We start from the raw sequence: 20,165 nt of genomic DNA on the forward strand, positions 1-20,165 counted from the left end.
GCCGGGCCGGTCAGTGGCCCATGCCGAGGCCGCCGTCGACCGGGATCACCGCACCGGTGACGTACGCCGCGCCCTCCCCCGCCAGCCACGTCACGGCCCCGGCGACCTCCTGCGGCGTGGCGTAGCGGCCGAGCGGCACCTGCGCCTTGATCGCGGCGCGCTGCTCCTCGCTCAGCACGTCGGTCATGTCGGTCTCGACGAAGCCGGGGGCCACCACGTTGGCGGTGATCGAGCGCGACCCGAGCTCGCGGGCGAGCGAGCGCGCGAGGCCGACCAGGCCGGCCTTCGACGCGGCGTAGTTCGCCTGGCCGGCGGAGCCGAGCAGGCCGACCACCGAGGAGACGAAGATCAGGCGGCCGCGGCGCTGGCGCAGCATGCCCTTGGTGGCGCGCTTCGCGAGGTGGAACGAGCCGGTGAGGTTGGTGTCGAGCACCGAGGACCAGTCGTCGGTGCTCATCCGCAGCAGCAGGGTGTCGGCCGTGATGCCCGCGTTGGCGACGAGCACCTCGACCGGCCCGTGGGCCTCCTCCACCTGCGTGAAGACGGCGTCGACCTGGGCGGCGTCGGTGACGTCGCAGCGCACGTCGAGCGCGCCCTCCGGCGCACCGCCGCTGCGCGTGGTGGCCGCGACCTGGTCGCCCTGGGCGACGAAGGCCTCCGCGATGGCGCGGCCGATGCCGCGGTTGCCGCCGGTGACGAGTACGGATCTGCTCACGCGCCACGACGCTAGTGACTACCGGTAGGTAGCCCTAATGGGCTCTCACCAGGTGATGCGGATGCACTCCACCAGCACCGCCACGATGAGGCCGGTGGCGATGATGCCGTGCACGGCGAGCACCGACGTCGGCATCTCGTCCTCCACGCGGCGTCGCGACGGCGGCAGCGGGGCGCCCTCGTGCACGGCGGCCGCGGTGGTGACCTTGATCCGCTCGCGGCGACCCTTGTGGGTCTTGACGGCCAGCACGTCGCCGAGCACGGCGGTCAGGACCAGCGTGACGAAGGATGCCCAGGCCACGAGGTCGGAGTCGCTGGCGCTGTAGACGCCCCACATGCCGAGGCCCGCGACGGCCAGCGTGGGGTGCACGAAGAGGATCCACCGGGGCAGCGCGGTCGCCTGGGCACTGCTCTCGGGCCGCCCGATGCGCAGGGTGTAGCTCCACAGGTAAGCACCGAAGAGGAGGTTGACGATCCACAGGTAGCTGACGAAGAGCTGCATGGGCCGCCGGTACCCCGTCGGCGCCGCTCGTACCGCGCGTCCGGCGCCTGCGTGGGCTAGCGTCGCGGCCATGAGCCGACCCGACGGCCCCCACGGCATCGACCCAGCGTTCCTCGCGCTGCCGCACCGTGCGCTCGGCGACGCCGCCCTGCAGCGGGCGCGCGAGCTGGGCGCCTCCCACGCCGACTTCCGCTTCGAGCGCGTGCGCTACCAGCACCTCGCCGTGCGCGACGAGGTGCTGCAGGGCGCCTCCGACAGCGAGGACCTCGGCTTCGCCGTGCGGGTCGTGCACCGCGGTGCCTGGGGCTTCGCCGCCGGCGTGCGGCTCACGGACGACGAGGCCGTGCGGGTGGCCGAGGCGGCGGTCGCCGTCGCCGAGCTCGCCGCGACCATGACCGCGACACCGGTCGAGCTCGCCCCGGAGCCGGTGCACGACGACGTCACCTGGGTCTCGTCGTACGCCGTCGACCCGCTCGCCGTGCCGACGCCCGAGAAGGCCGCCGTGCTCACCGACTGGAGCGGGCGGCTGCGCCGGCACCCGGCGGTCCAGCACGCGACGGCGTCGCTGCAGCAGGTGCACGAGGTGAAGTACTACGCCGACCTCGCCGGCACCCGCACGACGCAGCAGCGGGTGCGGCTCCAGCCGTCCTTCGAGGCGATGGGCGCCGACGACGCGCGCGGCGTCTTCGACTCGATGACGACGCTCGCCCCGCCGGTCGGCCGCGGCTGGGAGTACGTCGTGGGCTCGGCGACCGACGGCGCCTGGGACTGGGACGCCGAGCTGGCCGAGGTGCCGGAGCTGCTCGCCGAGAAGCTCGCGGCGCCCAGCGTCGAGGCCGGCACCTGGGACCTCGTCGTGCACCCCTCGAACCTCTGGCTGACGATCCACGAGTCGATCGGCCACGCGACCGAGCTCGACCGGGCGCTGGGCTACGAGGCCAACTACGCCGGCACCAGCTTCGCCACGCTCGACCGGCTCGGCACCCTGCAGTACGGCAGCCCGGCGATGCACGTGACGGGCGACCGCACGGTCGAGCACGGGCTGGCGACGACCGGCTTCGACGACGAGGGCGTGGCGACGCAGTCGTGGGACATCGTGCGCGACGGGGTGCTCGTCGGCTACCAGCTCGACCGCGCGATGGCGGCGATGGTGCCCGAGCTCAACGGCGGGCGCTCCAACGGCTGCGCCTACGCCGACTCCCCCGGCCACGTGCCCGTCCAGCGGATGGCCAACGTGTCGCTGGCGGCCGACCCCGACGGGCCGTCCACCGAGGAGCTGGTCGGTCGCGTGGAGCGCGGCATCTACGTCGTCGGCGACAAGTCCTGGTCGATCGACATGCAGCGCTACAACTTCCAGTTCACCGGCCAGCGCTTCTACCGCATCGAGGGCGGCGAGCTGCGCGGGCAGTTGCGCGACGTCGCCTACCAGGCCACGACCACCGACTTCTGGGGCTCGCTGGAGGCCGTGGGCGGGCCCGGGACCTACGAGCTGGGCGGCGCGTTCAACTGCGGCAAGGCGCAGCCGGGGCAGGTCGCGGCGGTCAGCCACGGCTGCCCGACGTCGCTCTTCCGCGGCGTGCGCATCCTCAACACCGACGACGAGGGCGACCACTGATGCCGACCCCCACGACGCCGCAGGAGCTCGCCGAGCTCGCGCTGGCCGCCACCACCGCCGACGACTGCGTCGTGCTCGTCCGTGAGCGCTCCGCGGCCAACCTGCGGTGGGCCGGCAACACGCTGACGACCAACGGCGTCGTCTCCGGGTCGTCGACGACCGTCGTGTCGTTCGTGCGCACCGGGGAGGGCACGGCGACCGGGTCCGTCACCGGACCCGCGAGCGCGGTCTCGAGGCCCGGGCCCCGCGGGTCCGGACCACGGACCTGCAATGGCGCCCTGGCATTCGAACGTGACTTCGATTACACTACTTCCATGATCCGCCACGCCGACCGGCTCCTCGCGCTTCGCGAGGCCGTCGACGTGCTCCGCACCCTCGCAGCCACCACCCTCACCGGCGTCACGACCGACGAGACCGACGAGGCTGACGAGACCGACGACGACCGCCTCGACCTCCTCTCCACCCTGGCCGACCTCGTCCCCGCCGCCTGCGCCGCCACCCTGCGCACCGCCGCCCGCCACGACGCCACCCGCCGCACCCAGCGCGCCGCAGCCGGCGTCCCCGCCGCCCAGCAGGGCCGCGGCGTCGCCCTCGAGATCGCCCTCGCCACCCGCACCTCTCCCCACTGCGCCCAACGCCGCCTCAGCACCGCGAAGCTGCTGCTCGCCGAGATGCCGCACACCTTCGCGCGTCTCACCGACGCCACCTTGACCGAGCGGCAGGCCACCGCACTGCTCGCCCACACCGCCGGCGTCGACCTCGCCATCCGCACCGCGGTCGACGAGCAGCTGTGCGCCGACCCCGACATGCTCACCGGCCTCGGCGAACGCCAGGTCGACGCCGAAGCCGCCCGCCTCGTCGCCCGCCTCGACCCCGCCGGGGTCGCCGCCCGCGCCGCCAAAGCCGCCCGCGACCGCCACGTCACCTCCCGCCCCGCACCCGACACCATGTGCCGCGTCTCCGCGCTGCTGCCCGTCGCCCAAGGCGTCGCGGTCATCGCCGCGCTGCGCGCCGCCGCCGACACCGCCCGCACCACCGGCGACCCACGCACCCGCGGACAGGTCATGGCCGACACCCTGGTGCAACGCACCACCGGCCAGACCACCGCCCAGGCCGTCCCCCTCGCCGTCGGACTCCTGCTCCCCGCCACCACCGCCCTCCCCACCCCGGACGCCACGAGCGCAGGCAGCACCGGCGCGACGCTCGAGCCGGCATGGCTCACCGGCCACGGACCCCTCGACGCGCTCACCACCCGCGAGCTCCTCACCCACGCCTGGAGCGACGACCACGCCCGCGCCGCCTCCACCCTGCGCCGATTGTTCACAGACCCCGCCTCCGGTGCCCTGGTCGCCATGGACACCAGGTCCCGCGCCGTGCCCACCGGCCTCGCCGCGTTCGTCCACACCCGCGACCTCGGGATCTGCCGCACCCCCTGGTGCGACGCCCCCATCCGTCACACCGACCACGCCCACGACCACGCCCGCGGCGGCGCTACGTCCGAGCCGAACCTCCAAGGCCTGTGCGAGGCCTGCAACTACGCCAAGCAGGCACCCGGCTGGCACCACCAGCCCCTCACCGACCAACCAGCCCCCACCCGCGCCGGTCCCCACCACGTCGAGGTCACCACCCCCACCGGCCGCACCTACCTCAGCCGCTCCCCCGACCTCCCCGGCGCCCCCCGAGCACCCGCCTGGCCACAGGGGTCCACCGTCTACGTCTACCTCGACGGCCCCCGCGTCCACCTCGACGGCGACTTCACCACGGCCGCCTGACGTGGCACTCGGCCGCGCCCGCAAACGCACCAACATGCCGATGAGCGTGCGATGCCGCACTCTGGGACGCGGACGTTTGCATGCGCGGCTGTGACCGGCGCTGGTCGGGTGGCAACCCTAGGGCCGGAATGGAGACGACGGGAGGACTCGGCTCAGAACCTTCTCCGCGGGGCAGAAGCCGGTGAGGCTGGACTGGATCAGGTTCGCGCCGACGAATGCGCCAAGGACCAGCCACCAGTGAGACACCAGGAGGGTCAGCGCGAGACTGGCAAGGACAAGCGTGCCGGCGAGCATGCGCACGGCCGACTCGACGCTCATCGGCCCAGGAGGCGGCTGAGCCAGCCGCCGGTGCGCTCGGGCTTCGGGTGCCCGGGGCACCAGCGGTCGGCGGGGACCTTGGCCTTGACCTGGGCGACGTGCTGGCCGCAGCCGGCCCAGGTGGTCTTGCCGCAGGTGCGGCAGGTGGTGGCACGACACATGGGGTTCTCCTGTGGGTTGTTGGTCTGCACGGACCGGGACCCCGTCCGGGGGTTTGTGGGGTCCCGGCCCGCTGGGTGCCCAGGCACGGGGGACGTTCCTGGGCGGCTCGGTGGGCGGTGGGGCGTCGGGTCAGTCGTGGGCGAAGGTGATGGCGGGAAGCACCCTGCGAAGCCACCGCGGGGTGTACCAAGCAGCGCGCCCGGTCAGGCGCAACAACACGGGCAGCAGGACCAGGCGGACGAGGAGGGCGTCGAGGAGCACGGCGAGGCCGAGGACGACCCCCATCTCCTTGGGCGGGATGGGCCCGGAGAGGGCAAAGGTGAAGAACACCGCGACCATGACCGCTCCGGCGGCGAAGATGACGCGCCCGGAGTGGGCCAGGGAACCGACCATGGCGTCCTTGGGGTCCCCGGAGCGCTCGTAGTGCTCCTTGGCGGAGGCGAGCAGGAAGACCGTGTAGTCCATGGCGATCGCGAAGATCATCGCGAAGAAGAACACCGGCGCCCACGCGTCGAGAAAGCCCTGGGACTCGAAGCCGAGCAGGTCCGCGCCGTGGCCGTCTTGGAAGATCAGGCGTGCCACGCCGAAGGCGGCAGCGGTGGAGAGCAGGCTGGCGAGGGTGCCCAGCAGCGAGATGAGCGGCGCCTGGAGAGCGATGAGGAGCAGCAGGAAGCCCAGCACGAGCACGACGCCGATGACGAGCGGGGTGGACTCGTCGAGCTGGGCCTTCAGGTCCAGGTTCTCGACGGCGGCACCGCCCACGACGGCGGTGTCGGGGAGGTCCGCGCGAAGCCGGTCGACGGTGTCCCCGAGCTCGGGGTCAGAGGGGTCCACGGTGGGGACGGCCTGGATGAGGACGAGACCGCTGTCGTCGGCCGCAGCCATCGGCGCCATCGCGGCCGCGACACCGGGGTCGCGCTCGAGGACCGCGCGCGTGGCGTCGGCGTCGCTCGTGTCGGCCACGATCGTCAGGGTGCCGGGGGCACCTTCACCGAACGCGTCCTGGACCTGGTCGTACCCGACGCGGGCTGAGGCGTCCTCGGGGAGGACCTTGATCGAGGGCATCGCGGTGCGCAGGCCGAGGATGGGCGCGGCGAGCGCGAGGAGGATGACCAGCGACGCGAGGCCCCACGCGACGGGGCGCTTCCAGAGTCGCTCGCCCCAGGCGGCGAACTTCGGGGAGCGGTGCTCACCGGAGCGCGACCAGGGCAGCGCGAGCTTGTTGATGCGTCCGTCGAGCTTGAACAGCACCAGCGGCAGCAGTGTCAGGGTTGCTGCGAGGACGAAGACGACCGAGAGCATGATGCCGCCGGCCATGGACCGGAAGGACGGGGACGGCACGAGCATGACTGCGGACAGGGAGATCAGCACGGTGAGCCCGGAGAGCAGGACTGCCTTGCCGGCGGTGTCCATGGTCTGGGCGATGGCCCACTGTCGGTCGGCGAGCTCTCGGGTGTTGCGGCTGGCTCGGGCGGCGCGGTAGCGGACGACGAGGAAGAGCGCGTAGTCGATGCCGAGCGCGAGGGCGAACATCATCGCGAAGTTCATCGCCCAGATGGAGACCGGGACGAGCTCGTTGATGAGCACCAGCGAACCCGCTGAGGCGACCAGGCCGGCCAGGGTGAGGATGAGCGGCAGCCCGGCGGCGACGAGCGCACCGAAGGCCAGGACCAGGATGGCCAGGGTGACCGGCCAGGACATGAGCTCCGACTTCAACATCGCGTCGAGGTTGGCCTCGTTGAAGTCGCTCCACAGCAGGGACGAGCCGGTGGGGTTGACCTCGACGGTGTCGGTGGAGAGGTCCTTGAGGTCGGCCTTGATGTCGGTGGCGACGCGGACCATCTCGTTGGTGTCGGCACCGGCGCCGGCCAGCACGACGGCGGTGGTGCCGTCGGCAGAGACGGTGGCTCCTGGTGTCGGCGGCACGACGTCGGCGATGCGGGGTTCGGCCTCGAGGAGGCGTGTGACCTCGGCGATGACCTTCTTGCCGTCCCCTTCGGTGACGGGGGCGTCGTCGGTGCGGACGACGACCTGGATGGCGGAGGAGGCGTTGCCGCCGAAGTGCTCGCGGGCGAGCTCGCGGGCGGCGACGGACTCCGAGCCGTCGGCCTGCCACCCGGCGCCGGACAGGTTGTGCTCGACCTGAGGTGCGAACGCACCGAGGCCCACGATGGCGAGCAGCCACGCGATGGTGACGAGGCGGGCGTGGTGGGTGACCCAGATGCCAAGCCGTCCAAGTGAGCCGGCGGCGGTGGGGATGCGGTCCGCCGCGGCCGACGGGCGGGCGCGGGTGTCCGTGGTGGTCATGATCAGTTCCGTTCGTTGCGATCAGGGGTGAGGGAGATGCGGGTCCGTCACACGACGGCGGGCAGGGCGTGGGCGGCGGTGACGACGGCCGTGCCGAGCACGAGCGCGGTGAAGGCCGCTTGCAGGACGGCGGTGCCGACGCGGGCAGCAAGCCGTGCGCCGAGGACGGTCGCTACTGTTGCGGCGAGGGTCAGGACGAGGACGGGCGTCCAGTCGGGGTGCGGGGTGGTGCCGGAGCGCACCGCGAGGGCGGCGGCGCTGGTGATGGTGATGACCACGAGAGAGGTGCCAGCGGCGTAGGTCATCGGGAGTGCCAGGGCCAGCATGAGCGCGGGGACGACGAGGAACCCGCCGCCGACGCCGAGGAACCCGGTCAGCGCACCGACGACGGTGGCGGTGACGAGGACCTTGAGGGCCCTGGGGCACTGGCAGGCGAAGGTCGGGCTGAACGTGATGATCGGGTCGTCCAGCGTCGGTCGCGCGGCGTGTCGGGGTGCCCCGGGACGCCGGTGACGCAGCTGCCGTGCAGCGAGCAGTCCACCGACGAGGAGCATCAGTGCCGCGAAGGCGGCCAGCAGGACATCGCCAGGCACCTGGGACGAGGCCCGGGCACCGAGGACGGCGCCGCCGACGGCGACGAGACCGAAAACGACTCCGCGCCGCAAGAGCAGGTTCCCGGTGCGCTGTGAGGCCACGACTCCGAGCAGGGACGAGACGCCGACGACGACCAGCGAGCCGGTCGTGGCCTGGCCCGGCGTCTGACCGAGGAGGAGCACGAGCACCGGCACGGCGAGGATGGAGCCGCCGCCGCCCAGCGCACCCAGGGACAGGCCGATGAGCGCGCCGGCGGCGACCGCGAGGACGAGCGTCATCTCAGGTGTCGGCCCCGTCGGCCCCGTCGCCGGGGGCGACCAGGTGCAGGCCGACCTGGCGGGCGTTGTCAAAGGAGTCGTCGATGGCGACCGGGGTGCGTCCGGCGGCGGCGACGAACGACGCCGCGACCGAGGCGCGGTAGCCGCCGGCGCAGTGCACCCACACGTCGCCGGTGGGCACCTCGGCGACCCGTCGCGGGAGTTCGTGGATGGGGATGTTGATGGCGCCGGCGATGGCTGCCTCGGCGTGCTCGTCGGCGCGGCGGACGTCGAGGACCACGACGTCGCGGTGGTGTCGCACCTGGGCGAGGTCGGCGAAGGTCGCGGTGGGGAAGCTGGCCACGTCGCCCTCAGCCCAGTCCGCCGGCCCACCGGTGGCATGCGCTGCCGGTCGGTCGATGCCGATTCGGACCAGCTCGCGCTGGGCCTGGGCCACGTCCTCGGCAGTCTCGCCGAGCAGGGTCACCGGGGTGCCCCACTCGATGAGCCAGCCGAGGTAGGTCGAGAACGCGCCGTCGAGACCGAAGTTGAACGTGCCCGGGGCGTGACCGGCGGCGAAGGCCTGCCGGTTGCGCAGGTCCACGACCCACTCGCCGGCCTCGATGCGGCGGCGCAGCTCGGTCGGATCCGCGGTGTGGACCGGTGAGAGGTCGGGGGCGGTCGGACCGGACGCGTTGGCCGGGGCCATGTGGGCGTAGTAGGCCGGGAACGCGCCGAGGCCGTTGAGGAGCTCGCGGACGTAGGTCTCCTCGTCCTGGGTCAGGACCGGGTTGGACTCCTTCTCGCGTCCGATGGTGGAGCTGTCCGCGTCGGACTGGGCGGCGGAGCAGAACGAGCCGAAGCCGTGCGTGGGGAACACCTCGGCCACATCAGGCAGCTCGTCGGCCAGCCGGTGGGCGGAGGCGTGCTGGTGGCGGACGAGGGCGTGGGTGTGCTCCTCACCGAGGAGGTCGGGCCGGCCGGTGGCGCCGTAGAGCAGCGAGCCGCCGGTGAACACGCCGTACGGCTCGCCCACGCCGTCGCCGTCGCGCGTGCCGTCAGCTGTGGAGAGCGCGTAGGAGAGGTGGGTGAAGGTGTGGCCTGGGGTGGCGATGGCACGCACCCGCATCCGGGGGCCGACCTCGACCGTCTCCCCGTCGGCGATGGGGGTGCGGTCGAAGGACACCTCGTCCTCGCCGTTGCCGAGGTAGGCGGCGCCGGTCACCTCGGCGAGCGCCAGGCCGCCGGTGACGTAGTCGTTGTGGATGTGGGTCTCGAAGACGTGGGTGAGACGCACGCCTTCGGACTCGAGGAGGTCGAGGACCCGGTCGATGTCGCGCTGGGGGTCGACCACGAACGCGACCTCGCCGTCGTGGACGAGGTAGGTGCGGTCGCCCAGCGAGGGCGTCTCGATCGTGCGGACGGTCAGGGCGTGGCGGGTGTCGGTCATCGTTGCCTCACTTCTCGATCGGGCGGCCGGAGCGGATCCAGGCGCTGGTGCCGCCGAGCACGTTGACGGCGTCGAAGCCCCGGGCGGTCAGGACGTCGGTCATGGCGCTACTGCGGTTGCCCGAGGCGCACACGACGTAGACCGGCTGGGTCGGGTCAAGCTCGCCCAGCCGCGCGGTGAGCTGGCTCATCGGGATGTTCGCCGCCTGCGGGACGTGCCCCTGGCGGTACTCGGCGGGTTCGCGGACGTCGATCAGGGTGGCGCCGCCGTGCAGCGCCTCAACGAGTTGGTCGACGGTGGTCTCGTGCATGTGTCCTCTCCTGTCGGGTCGCGGACCCCCGGATTTCTGATCCCCCCGGGGGGTTATGGAGCAGACGTTACGCATCCCCCTGGGGGGTTGTACAATCGACGGCATGACCGAATACACGATCAGCACTACGCTGGGCCGCGGGTACGACGAGACGGTGGCGGCGGTGCGCTCAGCACTGGCCGATCAGGGGTTCGGTCTCCTGACCGAGATCGACCTGCGGGCCACGCTCAAGGCGAAGCTGGACGTCGACGTGGCACCCCAGGTCATCCTCGGCGCGTGCCGACCGGAGCTGGCCCACCAGGCGCTGCAGGCGGACCCGTCCATCGCGGCGCTGCTGCCCTGCAACGTCGTAGTCCGTGCCGTCGACGACACCACGACCGTCGTGGAGGCCTTCGACCCCGACGCCATGACCTCCCTCGCCGCCGGCGCAGGTGAGCCCCTCCGCACCGTCGCGACCGACGCGCGGCAGCGGCTGACCGCGGCCCTGGCCGCACTGAAGGACAACTGACATGGACCTCGAACCCACCGAGATCAAGGCGATCATCACCCGTATGAAGCGCGCCAACGGCCACCTCGCCAGCGTCATCCGGATGATGGAGGAGGGGTCGGACTGCGAGTCCGTCCTGACCCAGCTCGCCGCCGTCAACAAGGCACTCTCGCGTGCCGGCTACGCCATCGTCGCCACCGGCCTCCTCCACTGCCTCGACGACAGCGAGGACGGCCTCGACGACGTCGACGTCAAGAAGATGGAGAAGCTGTTCCTCGCTTTGGCATGAGCCTCTGAGGTCGGCCACCAACCCCAGACTCTGCAGGTGGGGAGACGGACGGCAAGGCCAGCCGTCCGCTCATGCCGCATGCAGGACGGCAGAGCGTGACCGCTCATGCCGCATGCAGGACGGCAGAGCGTGACCGCTCATGCCGCTATTCGAGCGGGCTGGGAAGCGGGCGCGAGTCGCCCGCCTCGGCAGGACCTGGCTACGGTGCCGTCGTGCCTACACATCGGCTCCGCCACACGGCGCGCGCATTGATCATCGACGAGCACGACCGCCTTCTGCTCGCCAAACACGATCTCTCCGCTCGACACATGGGTGTGGTGCTTTGGGCCCCGCCGGGCGGCGGGCTGCAAACGGGCGAGACCCCAGCTGAGGCCGTCTTGCGCGAACTGGTCGAAGAGGTTGGTTATCGGACGACGCCAGCAGAGATAACCCATGTGTGGCACCAGGAGATCATCTCCCCAACCTACTCAAAAGATTGGGACGGAGCGGTTCACGACTACTTCGCGCTGCGATGTCTATCGTTCGAACCACGGGGAATGTGGGACGCAGAATCATTGAACTCTTCTGAGGGCATCACCGAATTTCGCTGGTGGACCCTTGACGAGATGTTCGATCAGCGAGGTCCGGAGGAGCTGCGCCCTCAAAACTTGAAGATCCTCGTCCGCCATTTGCTCGACCACCCCGACGACGTCTACCCGATCGACATCTGACGTCCGGTTCGCCGCTCTCAGGGCGGTCACGCTCGCCCGACTCTGCCGCTGATGGTGCTAACGGCAGACGTGCAGCGCTCCCCGTTTCGTAGCATGCCCGGCATGCAAAGCGTTGATGTCGCGGCGGTGCAGGAGCTCGCTGCTTCAGCAGCGGTCCGATGGAGGGAGCTGCACCTCGTCCGTCACGACAGTGGAGGGGACCTAGAGGCGTTCGTTTCTCATGGCCGGGTTCGCTACCGGTACCGCCCGCGAGGCCGCTGGCGCGAAGAGACCGAGCTGAGCGGACGAGCTGACCGAGCGATCGAACGGGTCTGCTGCACGAACTGGTGACAGTCGGGGTTAGGCCGCCTGAGAGGCGGTTGGCGTCATGATGAGCTCGTACTCAACAGGGGTCAACCGGCCGAGGGCGTCTTGTCGTCGGCGTCGGTGGTAGGTCCGCTCGATCCAGGTCACGATCGCGATCCGCAGGTCTTCGCGGGTCTCCCAGGTCCTCCGGTTGAGGACGTTCTTCTGCAGCAGGCTGAAAAACGACTCCATCGCGGCGTTGTCGCCGGCAGCGCCGACGCGTCCCATCGAGCCGGTCATGTGGTGACGATTGAGCTGGTGGACCAGCTTCCTGGACCTGAACTGGGACCCGCGGTCGGTGTGCAGCACGCAGCCGGCCACATCGGCGCCTTCGGCGTTGCGACGAGCCACCGCGTTGTCGAGAGCCGCCACGGCGATGCGGGACTTCATCCGTGAGTTGATGGAGTAGCCGACGATGCGGTTGGAGTAGGCGTCCTTGATCGCGCAGAGGTAGAGCTTGCCTTCGCGGGTCCGGTGCTCGGTGATGTCAGCCAGCCACAGCCGATTCGGGCCGGTGGCGGTGAAGTTGCGTTGTACCAGGTCGTCGTGGACCGGCGGTCCGGCCTTCTTGCCGTTGCGACCGCGCTTCTTTCCGAACGCTGACCACCAGCCTTGCTGGGAGCAGATCTTCCAAGCGGTCCGCGCCGCCATCGCCTGACCGGCGTCGGCTGCTTCGTCGAGCAGGAACCGGTAGCCGAATTCGGGGTCGTCGCGGTGGGCGTCGAACAGCGCGTTGGCTCGGTAGGCGCTAGTGAGTTCGGCGACGGTGACCGGGTTCGCGAGCCAGCGGTAGTAGGGCTGGCGGGCGATGTTGAGGACCCGGCACGTCACCGCGACGGGGATCCCGTCGGCGGCCAACTCGCGGACGAGCGGGTACATCATTTTCCCGGCAGGTGCGCCTGGGACAGGTAGGCCGCGGCGCGGCGCAGAACCTCGTTCTCCTGCTCGAGCAGCTTGATCCGCTTGTTGGCCTCCCGAAGCGCGTCCGACTCGTTGACGCCCGGGCCGGCCGGCGCGGAATGGGCTGACTTCCGGTCGTCGATCGCCAGCCACCGTTTCAAGCACGACGGCGAGATGCCGAAGTCCTTCGCGACCTGGGCCATCGAGGCATCCGAGGTCCTGAAGACCCGGATCACGTCCTCGCGGAACTCCTTGGGGAACGCCTTCGGCATGGTGCACATCCTTCCAGCGCCGACACACATCGACGCAGATCAGATGTCACCCATCCGTGCAGCAGACCCGACCAGCGATCGCCATGACCGCGACCGCGCTCGACGACTACGACCCCACATGCTCCTGCTGTTCCCTGGTCGTGTCCGAGGTCTCGTTCCAGCTCGAGCACGGGGAGGCGTGGCGCGAACGTCTAGCGGGTCGCTCTTTACCTACCCGCGTCGAGATTGCCCTAGATGAGGCAACCGGCATTGTCGTGCGCGTGAAGAACACGGGTGGCTTCGAGGATGTGGGCTTCGAGGTCGAGATCGTGAGCGCGCAGCTCGCCTGAGGCGCCAGCCCGCTCAAGCCGCATGCAGGACGGAACTGACTCGCCGTCGCTGGCGTCCAACGACTAGCGAGAGCGCTGGGTGAGGAGGGGACTATGCGACGGCTTGTCGCCGCAGTTCTTGTCATCGCCGTGGCGTTGGCGCTGTGGAGCACCAGCCGCGAACACCGAGTCGAGGTGCCACTCGGGCGTGACCAGCTCCCGACCGTTGACGGGAGCAGCCTCACCGTCTTCTACGTGGCGCACCCAACCGACTCCTCGCCGCGAGCTGAGGTGGTAGAGACCGACCGCACCGTGACGATCACGGTCTCGGTGGCTAGGCGATGTACAGACAACTGCACGGACGCAGGCGTCTTAGCATCCATCACCATCGCCCTAAGCCGGCCGCTCGCCGGGAGGCGTGTAGTCGACGGATCCGATGCCTGACACCTGGGCCGCCGTCGTTGGTCATGAGAAACGCGCGCCTATTGCAGTACTTGGGGGGCTGGAGGGCGGTCGACAGGTTTAGCTCCGACGGTTCCATAGCCGGGCGGTAGCGGTCACGAAGAGGACTGTTGCGCCGGCGGCCCATACCAACCCCACTTGAGCAACATCGGCCATCGCGAGCAACATGAACACTACGCCCCCGAACAGGAGCCCGGCGGCAACAAAATCACGCGCTTCAACATCACCCACGCCGAGAGCCTAGGGCCCAGAACCCGCGCTCTCCGCGCTGGGCGCCCGCTCATGCCGCGTTCAGTGGTCATGCCGATGAGGGGGCGAATCGCAGGCGCATCTACGCTCGCGACGTGGCACTCACCAGGACCCGACGCGCCGTAGTCAGAGCGGCCAGCGTCGTCCTGGTCGGAGTTCTTGGCGCGTGGCTCTCGATGCGGAACCTCAGCGCCTTCGATGTTCAGCCGAGCATGGGTGCTATCGCATACCGCGCCGTCACCTCGGCTGCGCTTTTCATGCCCACCCTTCTGCTGGCAGTCAGCGCCTATCGGGCGACGGACACCGTACGGGCGGGGGACCGATTGGGACTTTTTGCTGCCTGGTTCCTAGTCGCGTTCATCCTGTCCTCTTTACTCGGCATCTGACGCGCCCACTCATGCCGCGTTCAGGACGGGTCTGCCGCGAGGTGGGGCTGATCGAGCCCGGCACGACGATGCGGTGGCGCGAGGGGCACCCGCCTGCCGCGTGCGTGGTGCTGACCATCAGCCCGTCCCGAGCCGGCGTCGCGCGCATCGACGAGGTTGGACTCGACTACTCGCGCGATCGCGTGAACCATTGGCAACGCGGCTCGGTTCGCCACCACCGACATCACGATGCAGGCGGCCGCTGGTCGGTCGTCGCGATGACCGATCGGTCTCGGACCGGAGCAGCCGCTCGTGCCGCGTGCAGGGGCGCAGCGTGCCCGACCAGTCGTGCCTCCAACGTAGCTCGCGGCTCCGTGACTGGTCCTGTTGCTCGTCGTTGAGACCGTCGTGCGGAACCACCGGGCTTGCGTAGCCGTGATCATCGCGACCGGCTTGGTGAGCGCGTGCGGGCAGGGTGGTGTCGACGAGGGCAACCGTCTCCGCACGCCCTCCGCTCACGGATGGGCGATCGCGGTCGAGCCCGGTGCCCCCTTCACGGACGGCTTCGAGGTGCTCCAGCTCGTCGGTGACGGCGCGGTCACGATCACCGACGTCGACCTCGTGGGGGCGGATGGCCTCAGGGTCGTCGGCGCACGTGTGGCAGGCGACGAACGCCGCTTCGCGAGCATTCAGTTCATGTCCTCTTTCCCCCCGTCGCGCGCCCGGGACCGGCGGGAGTTGGGCACCCTGCTCCCCGCTGTCGGCGCCACCCTGGACCCGACCGAGAACGAGAACGGGTGGGAGTTGCTGATCGGCATCGAGGCGGACGAGGATGGGGTCTTCGTTCGCGACGGGATCCGCGTCGAGTACGTGAGTGGCGGCGAGACGTACCAGCAGACTTTCCCAGCGGCCCTCACCGTGTGTGTGAGAGCAGTGGTGGAACGCGCCGCTGATTGCGACGGGGAGTGAGCGGGACCGGCACCAGGTCGAGCCGAGCTCAGCATGCGCCCGTGCCGCGTCCAGGATGGGCCGACCCGTCCTGCTTCGAGGCGCACTCGGGACGGGTCGCGCACCGAGCCGGGACCGCGGCCGGCCGAGCGAGTCCCCGGGCCGAGGTCAGCCCGCGGTCGTCGGCGGGCCGGGCTGCTCGCCGTCCCGCCGACGCGCTCGCCCGCCGCCCAGCGCGGGCACGGCGACGACCCCACCACCGAGGGCCACGGCAGCCGTCACGTGGACCGGCGCCAGGAGCCAGAGGAGCGCCACGCTCGGCAGCAGGAACGCGGACGCCACCACCACGGGCACGACGAGCACCAGCGCCACGCGACGCCCGTCGTGGGGGCGAGCCCCGGAACCGGTCACGGGCTCACCCTAGTGGCGTGACCGCCCGATCGGGCCGACCTCGAGCCGGCACCGTCGGCGCACTACCGCAGGCGGTCGGGCTGCTCCCGCGGCACGCCGCCCGGGATCGGCGCCGCCGGGTCGTAGGGCACCCGGGTGTAGACGAACGTCGCGGCCTCGAGGTGCGAGAGGGAGCCGTCGTCGCGGCGCACGGCGCGGAGGGTCTCCCCGGTGAGGTAGCCCGCGGTGCCGACCCAGGTCCCGGGCTCGTCACCGCGCGCGAACCGCATCGACCGGCCGGGCCCCGACGCGGGGTCGAGGCGCAGCTCGCGCCCGTCCCACCGCATCACCGACGGCGCGTGGCCCCAGTGCCAGGTGCCGAGCAGCTCGCGCACGTCGTCGGGCACGTCGCGGGTGGGCACCCACTCACGCGGCAGTGCGGGCTCGCGGTCGAGCACCGTGCGCAGCAGCTCGTCGACCGTCCCTCCGAGGCCGTAGGCGCCGTTCGTGAGCACCACGGCCCCCACCCGCGAGTCGACGTCGACGAGCACCCCGCAGCAGAAGCCGGGCATCGAGCCGCCGTGCCCGACGAGCAGCCGGCCGCCGGCCGAGGTGGTCGCGAGCCCCAGGCCGTACGCCGATCCGTCACGGCTGTCGGGCGACGCGGCCTGCGGGGTGCGCATCGCGGCGAGCGACGCGGCCGACAGCACCGATCTGTCCGGGTCGACGAGCGCCGTCAGCCACGTGGCGAGGTCGGCGACCGTCGACCACAGCTGGCCGGCCGGCGCCATCACGCCGGTGTCGGGCAGCGGTTCGGCCACGAGCTCGCCGGTGAGCGCGTCGACCGCGAACCCCTCGGCGTGCGGCGCCTGCTGGTCGTAGGTGGTGCGCTGCATGCCGAGCGGCGCGAGCACCTGCTGGCGCAGCGCCTCCGCCCAGGACAGGCCCGTCACCTCGGCGACGACCTCGCCGAGCACGCCGTACCCGAGGTTGGAGTAGTGGAACTGCGCCCCGGGCTCGAGCACCGGCGCGGCGCCGCGGTGCGCCTCGACGAGCGCAGCGCGGTCGACACCGGGGCTGCGCTCCCACCAGGAGCCGTGCGGCTCTGCGGTCATCCCGGACGAGTGGCTGAGCAGCTGGCGCAGTGTGGCCTCGGCGAAGGGACCGTCGGGCAGGAAGCGCCCCACCCGGTCGGACAGCGCCAGCTCCCCGCGCTCGCGCGCCAGCATGACCAGCGCCGCGGTCATGGTCTTGGTGACCGACCCGATCTTGAACTGCGTGTCGGGGCCGGGTCGCTCGCGCGAGCCCGCCCGCACCGCCGTGCCGCGTCCGGCAGACCACACGAGCGCGCCCTCGCGCACGACACCGGCCGCGACCGACGGCAGCCGCCCGGTCGCCTGGGCGCGCGCGACGACTCCGAGCGCGGCGCGGGCAGTGCCCTCGAGCAGCGGCTCGCTCACGCGGTCGCGCCCTCCTCGACCGTGCCGCTGTCGGGCTCGGCGAAGGCCGACGGGTCCGGGCACGAGCAGACCAGGTTGCGGTCGCCGTAGGCCTGGTCGATGCGGGCGACGGGCGGCCAGTACTTGTCGGGGTCGACGCCGGTCGGGAAGGCGCCGAGCTCACGCGGGTAGGCGCGGTCCCACTCGCCGACCAGCGCGCGGGCGGTGTGGGGGGCGTGGCGCAGCGGCGACTCCTCCGCGCTCCACTCCCCCGCACCGACGCGGTCGGCCTCGCGCTTGATGGCCACCATCGCGTCGCAGAAGCGGTCGATCTCGGGCAGGTCCTCGCTCTCGGTCGGCTCGACCATCAGCGTGCCGGCGACCGGGAAGGACATCGTCGGGGCGTGGAAGCCGTAGTCGACGAGCCGCTTGGCCACGTCGTCCACGCTCACGCCCGTCTCCTTGGCCAGCGGGCGCAGGTCGAGGATGCACTCGTGCGCGACGAGGCCCCCGTGGCCGCGGTAGAGCACCGGGAAGTGCTCCTCGAGCCGGGCAGCGACGTAGTTGGCGGCGAGCACGGCCGCGCTGGTGGCGTGGGTCAGGCCGGCACCGCCCATGAGCCGGACGTAGGCCCACGAGATCGGCAGGATGCCCGCCGAGCCGTAGGGCGCCGCGCTGATCGGGCCGATGCCCTCGCGCTTGTCGGCCTCGGGGTGCATGGGGTGGCTCGGGAGGTAGGGCGCGAGGTGCGCGCGCACCGCCACCGGGCCCACGCCCGGGCCGCCACCGCCGTGCGGGATGCAGAAGGTCTTGTGCAGGTTGAGGTGGGAGACGTCGCCACCGAACGCACCGGGACGGGCGTGGCCCACCAGCGCGTTGAGGTTGGCGCCGTCGACGTAGACCTGGCCGCCGTGGTCGTGCACCACCTTGCACAGGTCGGTGATGGTGTCCTCGTAGGCCCCGTGGGTCGAGGGGTAGGTCACCATGATCGCGGCCAGCCGCTCGGCGTGCTGCTCGCACTTGGCGACGAGGTCGTCCATGTCGACGCCGCCGTCGGCACCCGCCTGGACCACGACCACGCGCATGCCGGCCATCACCGCGGAGGCGGCGTTGGTGCCGTGCGCCGAGGACGGGATCAGGCAGACGTCGCGCTGGGTGTCGCCGCGCCCGTGGTGGTATCCGCGGATGGCGAGCAGCCCGGCGAGCTCGCCCTGCGAGCCCGCGTTGGGCTGGATGGAGACCCGGTCGTAGCCGGTCACCTCGGCCAACCAGCCCTCGAGGTCGGCGATCAGCTGGCGGTAGCCGGCCGCGTCCTCGGCGGGGGCGAAGGGGTGCAGGTCGGCGAAGCCGGGCAGGCTCACCGGCTCCATCTCGACCGTGGCGTTGAGCTTCATCGTGCACGAGCCGAGCGGGATCATGCCGCGGTCGAGCGCGTAGTCGCGCCCCGCCAGCCGGCGCAGGTAGCGCAGCATCTGGGTCTCGCTGCGGTGGGTGCGGAAGACCTCGTGGGTGAGGAAGTCGCTGCGGCGGCGCAGCGCCGCGGGCAGCCCGTCGGCGGCAGCGGCGGCGGCCTGGTCGAGGTCGACGCCGGTCACGCCGAACGCCTTGAGCACCGCGGTCACGGTCGAGCGGGAGGTGCGCTCGTTGGTCGACAGCCCGACGTGGTCCTCGTCGACGAGGCGCAGGTGCACCCCGACGGCGCGGGCCTGGGCCACCACCTCGGCGGCGCGCCCGGGGACCGGGACCGTGAGGGTGTCGAAGAACGCGTGGTGGAGCGGAGGCATCCCGGCCGCGGTCAGCGCCCGGGCGATCACGGCGGCGTAGCGGTGGGTGCGCTGCGCGATCGCGCGCAGGCCGTCGGGGCCGTGGTGCACGGCGTACATCGCCGCGACGACGGCGAGGAGCACCTGCGCGGTGCAGATGTTGGAGGTCGCCTTGTCGCGGCGGATGTGCTGCTCGCGGGTCTGCAGCGCCAGGCGGTAGGCCGGGCGGCCCTCGGCGTCGACCGACACCCCGACGAGGCGACCCGGCAGGTGGCGCTCGAGCCCGGCGGCGACCGACATGAAGCCGGCGTGCGGGCCGCCGTAGAAGAGCGGGACGCCGAAGCGCTGGGAGGAGCCGACGACGACGTCGGCGCCCAGGGCGCCGGGCGCCTCGAGCAGGACGAGCGCGAGCAGGTCGGCGGCGACGACGGCCAGGCCGCCGCGCTCGTGGGTCTGCTCGATCACCGTCCGGGGGTCGAGCACGCGGCCCGAGGCGCCGGGGTACTGCACGAGCGTGCCGCTGACCTGCGCGAGCTCGGGGGTGTCGGGCAGCCCGTCGGTCAGGTCGGCGACCACCACCTCGATGCCCATCGCCGCGGCGCGCGTCTGCACGACCGCGATCGTCTGCGGCAGCGCGTCGGCGTCGACCACGAACGGCCCGGCGGCACCGCCGGTCCTGGATCTGGGGAGTGCGCGCCGCACCAGCGTCATCGCCTCGGCCGCCGCGGTGCCCTCGTCGAGCAGGGAGGCGTTCGCGGTCGGCAGCCCGGTCAGGTCGCCGACGACGGTCTGGAAGTTGAGCAGCGCCTCGAGGCGGCCCTGGGAGATCTCGGGCTGGTAGGGCGTGTAGGCGGTGTACCAGCTCGGGTCCTCCAGCACGCCGCGCCGGATGACCGGCGGGGTGATGGTGCCGTGGTATCCGAGGCCGATCATCGCCTCGGCGGGGCGGTTCATCGCTGCCAGCCCGCGCAGCTCGCGCGCGACCGTCTCCTCCGACACCGCGCCCGGCAGGTCGAGGGGGTCGAGCGCGCGGATCGTGTCGGGCACGGCCGCGGCCATGAGGCCCTCGAGGCTGGTGTGCCCCACCCGGGCGAGCATGGTGGCGACGGCGGCGTCGTCGAGGCCGACGTGGCGGCGCAGGAAGGGCACGGCCTGGTCGAGGTCGGCGAACCCGGGCCGGGCCGCGGTCGCGGGGGACGTCGGGTCGGTGGGCGGCGGGACGGCCATGGGGGCTCCT

At 71.8% G+C, this 20,165-nt stretch carries 21 protein-coding genes; 9 read left to right on the forward strand and 12 right to left on the reverse strand.

Annotated elements, in window-relative coordinates:
* Nucleotides 1-10 precede the first annotated feature (10 nt).
* Both fabG and BJ989_RS11280 read right to left on the reverse strand, forming a co-directional pair.
* Entirely contained in the window at nt 11-715 is a 705-nt protein-coding gene (fabG, locus tag BJ989_RS11275; RefSeq protein ID WP_179518291.1) for a 3-oxoacyl-ACP reductase FabG, read from the reverse strand.
* 45 nt (nt 716-760) lie between these two features.
* Entirely contained in the window at nt 761-1,216 is a 456-nt protein-coding gene (locus BJ989_RS11280) for a hypothetical protein (protein ID WP_179518292.1), read from the reverse strand.
* 70 nt (nt 1,217-1,286) lie between these two features.
* Between BJ989_RS11280 and BJ989_RS11285 the strand changes: the two genes are divergently transcribed.
* Both BJ989_RS11285 and BJ989_RS11290 read left to right on the forward strand, forming a co-directional pair.
* Nucleotides 1,287-2,831 carry a TldD/PmbA family protein gene (locus BJ989_RS11285; RefSeq protein WP_179518293.1) on the forward strand — a complete coding sequence of 515 codons (1,545 nt, stop codon included), beginning with the start codon at nt 1,287-1,289 and terminating at the stop codon, nt 2,829-2,831.
* Nucleotides 2,831-4,603: an HNH endonuclease gene (locus BJ989_RS11290; RefSeq protein ID WP_179518294.1), complete on the forward strand. Its 1,773-nt coding sequence runs from the start codon at nt 2,831-2,833 to the stop codon at nt 4,601-4,603. Before BJ989_RS11285 ends, BJ989_RS11290 begins: the two co-directional genes overlap by 1 nt.
* 117 nt (nt 4,604-4,720) lie before the next feature.
* On the opposite strand, the gene BJ989_RS11295 is transcribed toward BJ989_RS11290, so the two are convergent.
* From BJ989_RS11295 to BJ989_RS11320, 6 genes are all read right to left on the reverse strand, one after another.
* On the reverse strand, nt 4,721-4,921 hold the full coding sequence (locus BJ989_RS11295) for a YgaP family membrane protein (RefSeq protein WP_179518295.1): 201 nt from the start codon (nt 4,919-4,921) through the stop codon (nt 4,721-4,723).
* Nucleotides 4,918-5,082: a hypothetical protein gene (locus tag BJ989_RS11300; protein ID WP_179518296.1), complete on the reverse strand. Its 165-nt coding sequence runs from the start codon at nt 5,080-5,082 to the stop codon at nt 4,918-4,920. The genes BJ989_RS11295 and BJ989_RS11300 overlap by 4 nt, the downstream gene beginning before the upstream one ends.
* 130 nt (nt 5,083-5,212) lie before the next feature.
* A complete protein-coding gene (locus tag BJ989_RS11305; protein ID WP_179518297.1) occupies nt 5,213-7,390 on the reverse strand; it encodes an MMPL family transporter in 2,178 nt (725 codons plus the stop codon).
* 47 nt (nt 7,391-7,437) lie between these two features.
* Nucleotides 7,438-8,262: a sulfite exporter TauE/SafE family protein gene (locus BJ989_RS11310; RefSeq protein ID WP_179518298.1), complete on the reverse strand. Its 825-nt coding sequence runs from the start codon at nt 8,260-8,262 to the stop codon at nt 7,438-7,440.
* A 1-nt stretch (nt 8,263) separates the two neighbouring features.
* A complete protein-coding gene (locus BJ989_RS11315) occupies nt 8,264-9,691 on the reverse strand; it encodes an MBL fold metallo-hydrolase (protein WP_179518299.1) in 1,428 nt (475 codons plus the stop codon).
* Nucleotides 9,692-9,698: 7 nt separating this feature from the next.
* The gene (locus BJ989_RS11320; RefSeq protein ID WP_179518300.1) at nt 9,699-10,001 is read right to left on the reverse strand and encodes a rhodanese-like domain-containing protein; all 303 of its coding nucleotides are present in this window, start codon (nt 9,999-10,001) and stop codon (nt 9,699-9,701) included.
* 103 nt (nt 10,002-10,104) lie between these two features.
* Between BJ989_RS11320 and BJ989_RS11325 the strand changes: the two genes are divergently transcribed.
* The 3 genes from BJ989_RS11325 (at nt 10,105) to BJ989_RS11335 (ending at nt 11,487) form a co-directional block, all read left to right on the forward strand.
* On the forward strand, nt 10,105-10,509 hold the full coding sequence (locus BJ989_RS11325) for a DUF302 domain-containing protein (protein ID WP_179518301.1): 405 nt from the start codon (nt 10,105-10,107) through the stop codon (nt 10,507-10,509).
* A 1-nt stretch (nt 10,510) separates the two neighbouring features.
* Nucleotides 10,511-10,777, forward strand: a complete 267-nt coding sequence (locus BJ989_RS11330) for a metal-sensitive transcriptional regulator (RefSeq protein ID WP_179518302.1) — start codon at nt 10,511-10,513, stop codon at nt 10,775-10,777.
* Between the two features lie 248 nt (nt 10,778-11,025).
* A complete protein-coding gene (locus BJ989_RS11335; RefSeq protein WP_179518303.1) occupies nt 11,026-11,487 on the forward strand; it encodes an NUDIX domain-containing protein in 462 nt (153 codons plus the stop codon).
* A 339-nt stretch (nt 11,488-11,826) separates the two neighbouring features.
* Here the strand turns inward: BJ989_RS11335 and BJ989_RS11340 are convergent.
* Nucleotides 11,827-13,004 (reverse strand): IS3 family transposase gene (locus BJ989_RS11340; RefSeq protein WP_179518304.1). Its coding sequence is split into 2 segments (ribosomal slippage): nt 11,827-12,717 and nt 12,720-13,004, totalling 1,176 coding nucleotides; the frame shifts between segments, so codons are not numbered across the junction.
* Between the two features lie 56 nt (nt 13,005-13,060).
* On the opposite strand from BJ989_RS11340, the gene BJ989_RS11345 reads away from it, so the two are divergent.
* The 4 genes from BJ989_RS11345 (at nt 13,061) to BJ989_RS11360 (ending at nt 15,357) form a co-directional block, all read left to right on the forward strand.
* Nucleotides 13,061-13,333 (forward strand): hypothetical protein, encoded by a 273-nt coding sequence (locus BJ989_RS11345; protein ID WP_179518305.1) that lies wholly within the window; start codon nt 13,061-13,063, stop codon nt 13,331-13,333.
* Between the two features lie 93 nt (nt 13,334-13,426).
* Complete coding sequence (locus BJ989_RS11350; protein WP_179518306.1) at nt 13,427-13,756, forward strand: hypothetical protein; 330 nt, start codon at nt 13,427-13,429, stop codon at nt 13,754-13,756.
* A 362-nt stretch (nt 13,757-14,118) separates the two neighbouring features.
* Entirely contained in the window at nt 14,119-14,409 is a 291-nt protein-coding gene (locus BJ989_RS11355; protein WP_179518307.1) for a hypothetical protein, read from the forward strand.
* 414 nt (nt 14,410-14,823) lie between these two features.
* The gene (locus tag BJ989_RS11360; protein WP_179518308.1) at nt 14,824-15,357 is read left to right on the forward strand and encodes a hypothetical protein; all 534 of its coding nucleotides are present in this window, start codon (nt 14,824-14,826) and stop codon (nt 15,355-15,357) included.
* 147 nt (nt 15,358-15,504) lie between these two features.
* Here BJ989_RS11360 and BJ989_RS11365 read toward each other — a convergent pair whose 3' ends face one another.
* The 3 genes from BJ989_RS11365 to gcvP form a co-directional block, all read right to left on the reverse strand.
* Complete coding sequence (locus tag BJ989_RS11365; RefSeq protein ID WP_179518309.1) at nt 15,505-15,747, reverse strand: hypothetical protein; 243 nt, start codon at nt 15,745-15,747, stop codon at nt 15,505-15,507.
* Nucleotides 15,748-15,809: 62 nt separating this feature from the next.
* Entirely contained in the window at nt 15,810-17,186 is a 1,377-nt protein-coding gene (locus BJ989_RS11370; RefSeq protein WP_343049287.1) for a serine hydrolase domain-containing protein, read from the reverse strand.
* Nucleotides 17,183-20,155 carry an aminomethyl-transferring glycine dehydrogenase gene (gcvP, locus tag BJ989_RS11375; RefSeq protein WP_179518310.1) on the reverse strand — a complete coding sequence of 991 codons (2,973 nt, stop codon included), beginning with the start codon at nt 20,153-20,155 and terminating at the stop codon, nt 17,183-17,185. The genes BJ989_RS11370 and gcvP overlap by 4 nt, the downstream gene beginning before the upstream one ends.
* Nucleotides 20,156-20,165: the final 10 nt, after the last annotated feature.

It is taken from the genome of Nocardioides perillae, assembly GCF_013409425.1.
Classification (GTDB): domain Bacteria; phylum Actinomycetota; class Actinomycetes; order Propionibacteriales; family Nocardioidaceae; genus Nocardioides; species Nocardioides perillae.

Bases quoted from the DNA above. Each gene is read 5' to 3' on its own strand.
- BJ989_RS11290 (WP_179518294.1), top strand. From the start codon at position 2,831: ATGCCGACCCCCACGACGCCGCAGGAGCTCGCCGAGCTCGCGCTGGCC.
- BJ989_RS11300 (WP_179518296.1), bottom strand. From the start codon at position 5,082: ATGTGTCGTGCCACCACCTGCCGCACCTGCGGCAAGACCACCTGGGCC.
- BJ989_RS11310 (WP_179518298.1), bottom strand. From the start codon at position 8,262: ATGACGCTCGTCCTCGCGGTCGCCGCCGGCGCGCTCATCGGCCTGTCC.
- BJ989_RS11295 (WP_179518295.1), bottom strand. From the start codon at position 4,921: ATGAGCGTCGAGTCGGCCGTGCGCATGCTCGCCGGCACGCTTGTCCTT.
- BJ989_RS11350 (WP_179518306.1), top strand. From the start codon at position 13,427: ATGCGACGGCTTGTCGCCGCAGTTCTTGTCATCGCCGTGGCGTTGGCG.
- BJ989_RS11320 (WP_179518300.1), bottom strand. From the start codon at position 10,001: ATGCACGAGACCACCGTCGACCAACTCGTTGAGGCGCTGCACGGCGGC.
- BJ989_RS11325 (WP_179518301.1), top strand. From the start codon at position 10,105: ATGACCGAATACACGATCAGCACTACGCTGGGCCGCGGGTACGACGAG.
- BJ989_RS11330 (WP_179518302.1), top strand. From the start codon at position 10,511: ATGGACCTCGAACCCACCGAGATCAAGGCGATCATCACCCGTATGAAG.
- BJ989_RS11285 (WP_179518293.1), top strand. From the start codon at position 1,287: ATGAGCCGACCCGACGGCCCCCACGGCATCGACCCAGCGTTCCTCGCG.
- gcvP (WP_179518310.1), bottom strand. From the start codon at position 20,155: ATGGCCGTCCCGCCGCCCACCGACCCGACGTCCCCCGCGACCGCGGCC.
- BJ989_RS11280 (WP_179518292.1), bottom strand. From the start codon at position 1,216: ATGCAGCTCTTCGTCAGCTACCTGTGGATCGTCAACCTCCTCTTCGGT.
- BJ989_RS11315 (WP_179518299.1), bottom strand. From the start codon at position 9,691: ATGACCGACACCCGCCACGCCCTGACCGTCCGCACGATCGAGACGCCC.
- BJ989_RS11305 (WP_179518297.1), bottom strand. From the start codon at position 7,390: ATGACCACCACGGACACCCGCGCCCGCCCGTCGGCCGCGGCGGACCGC.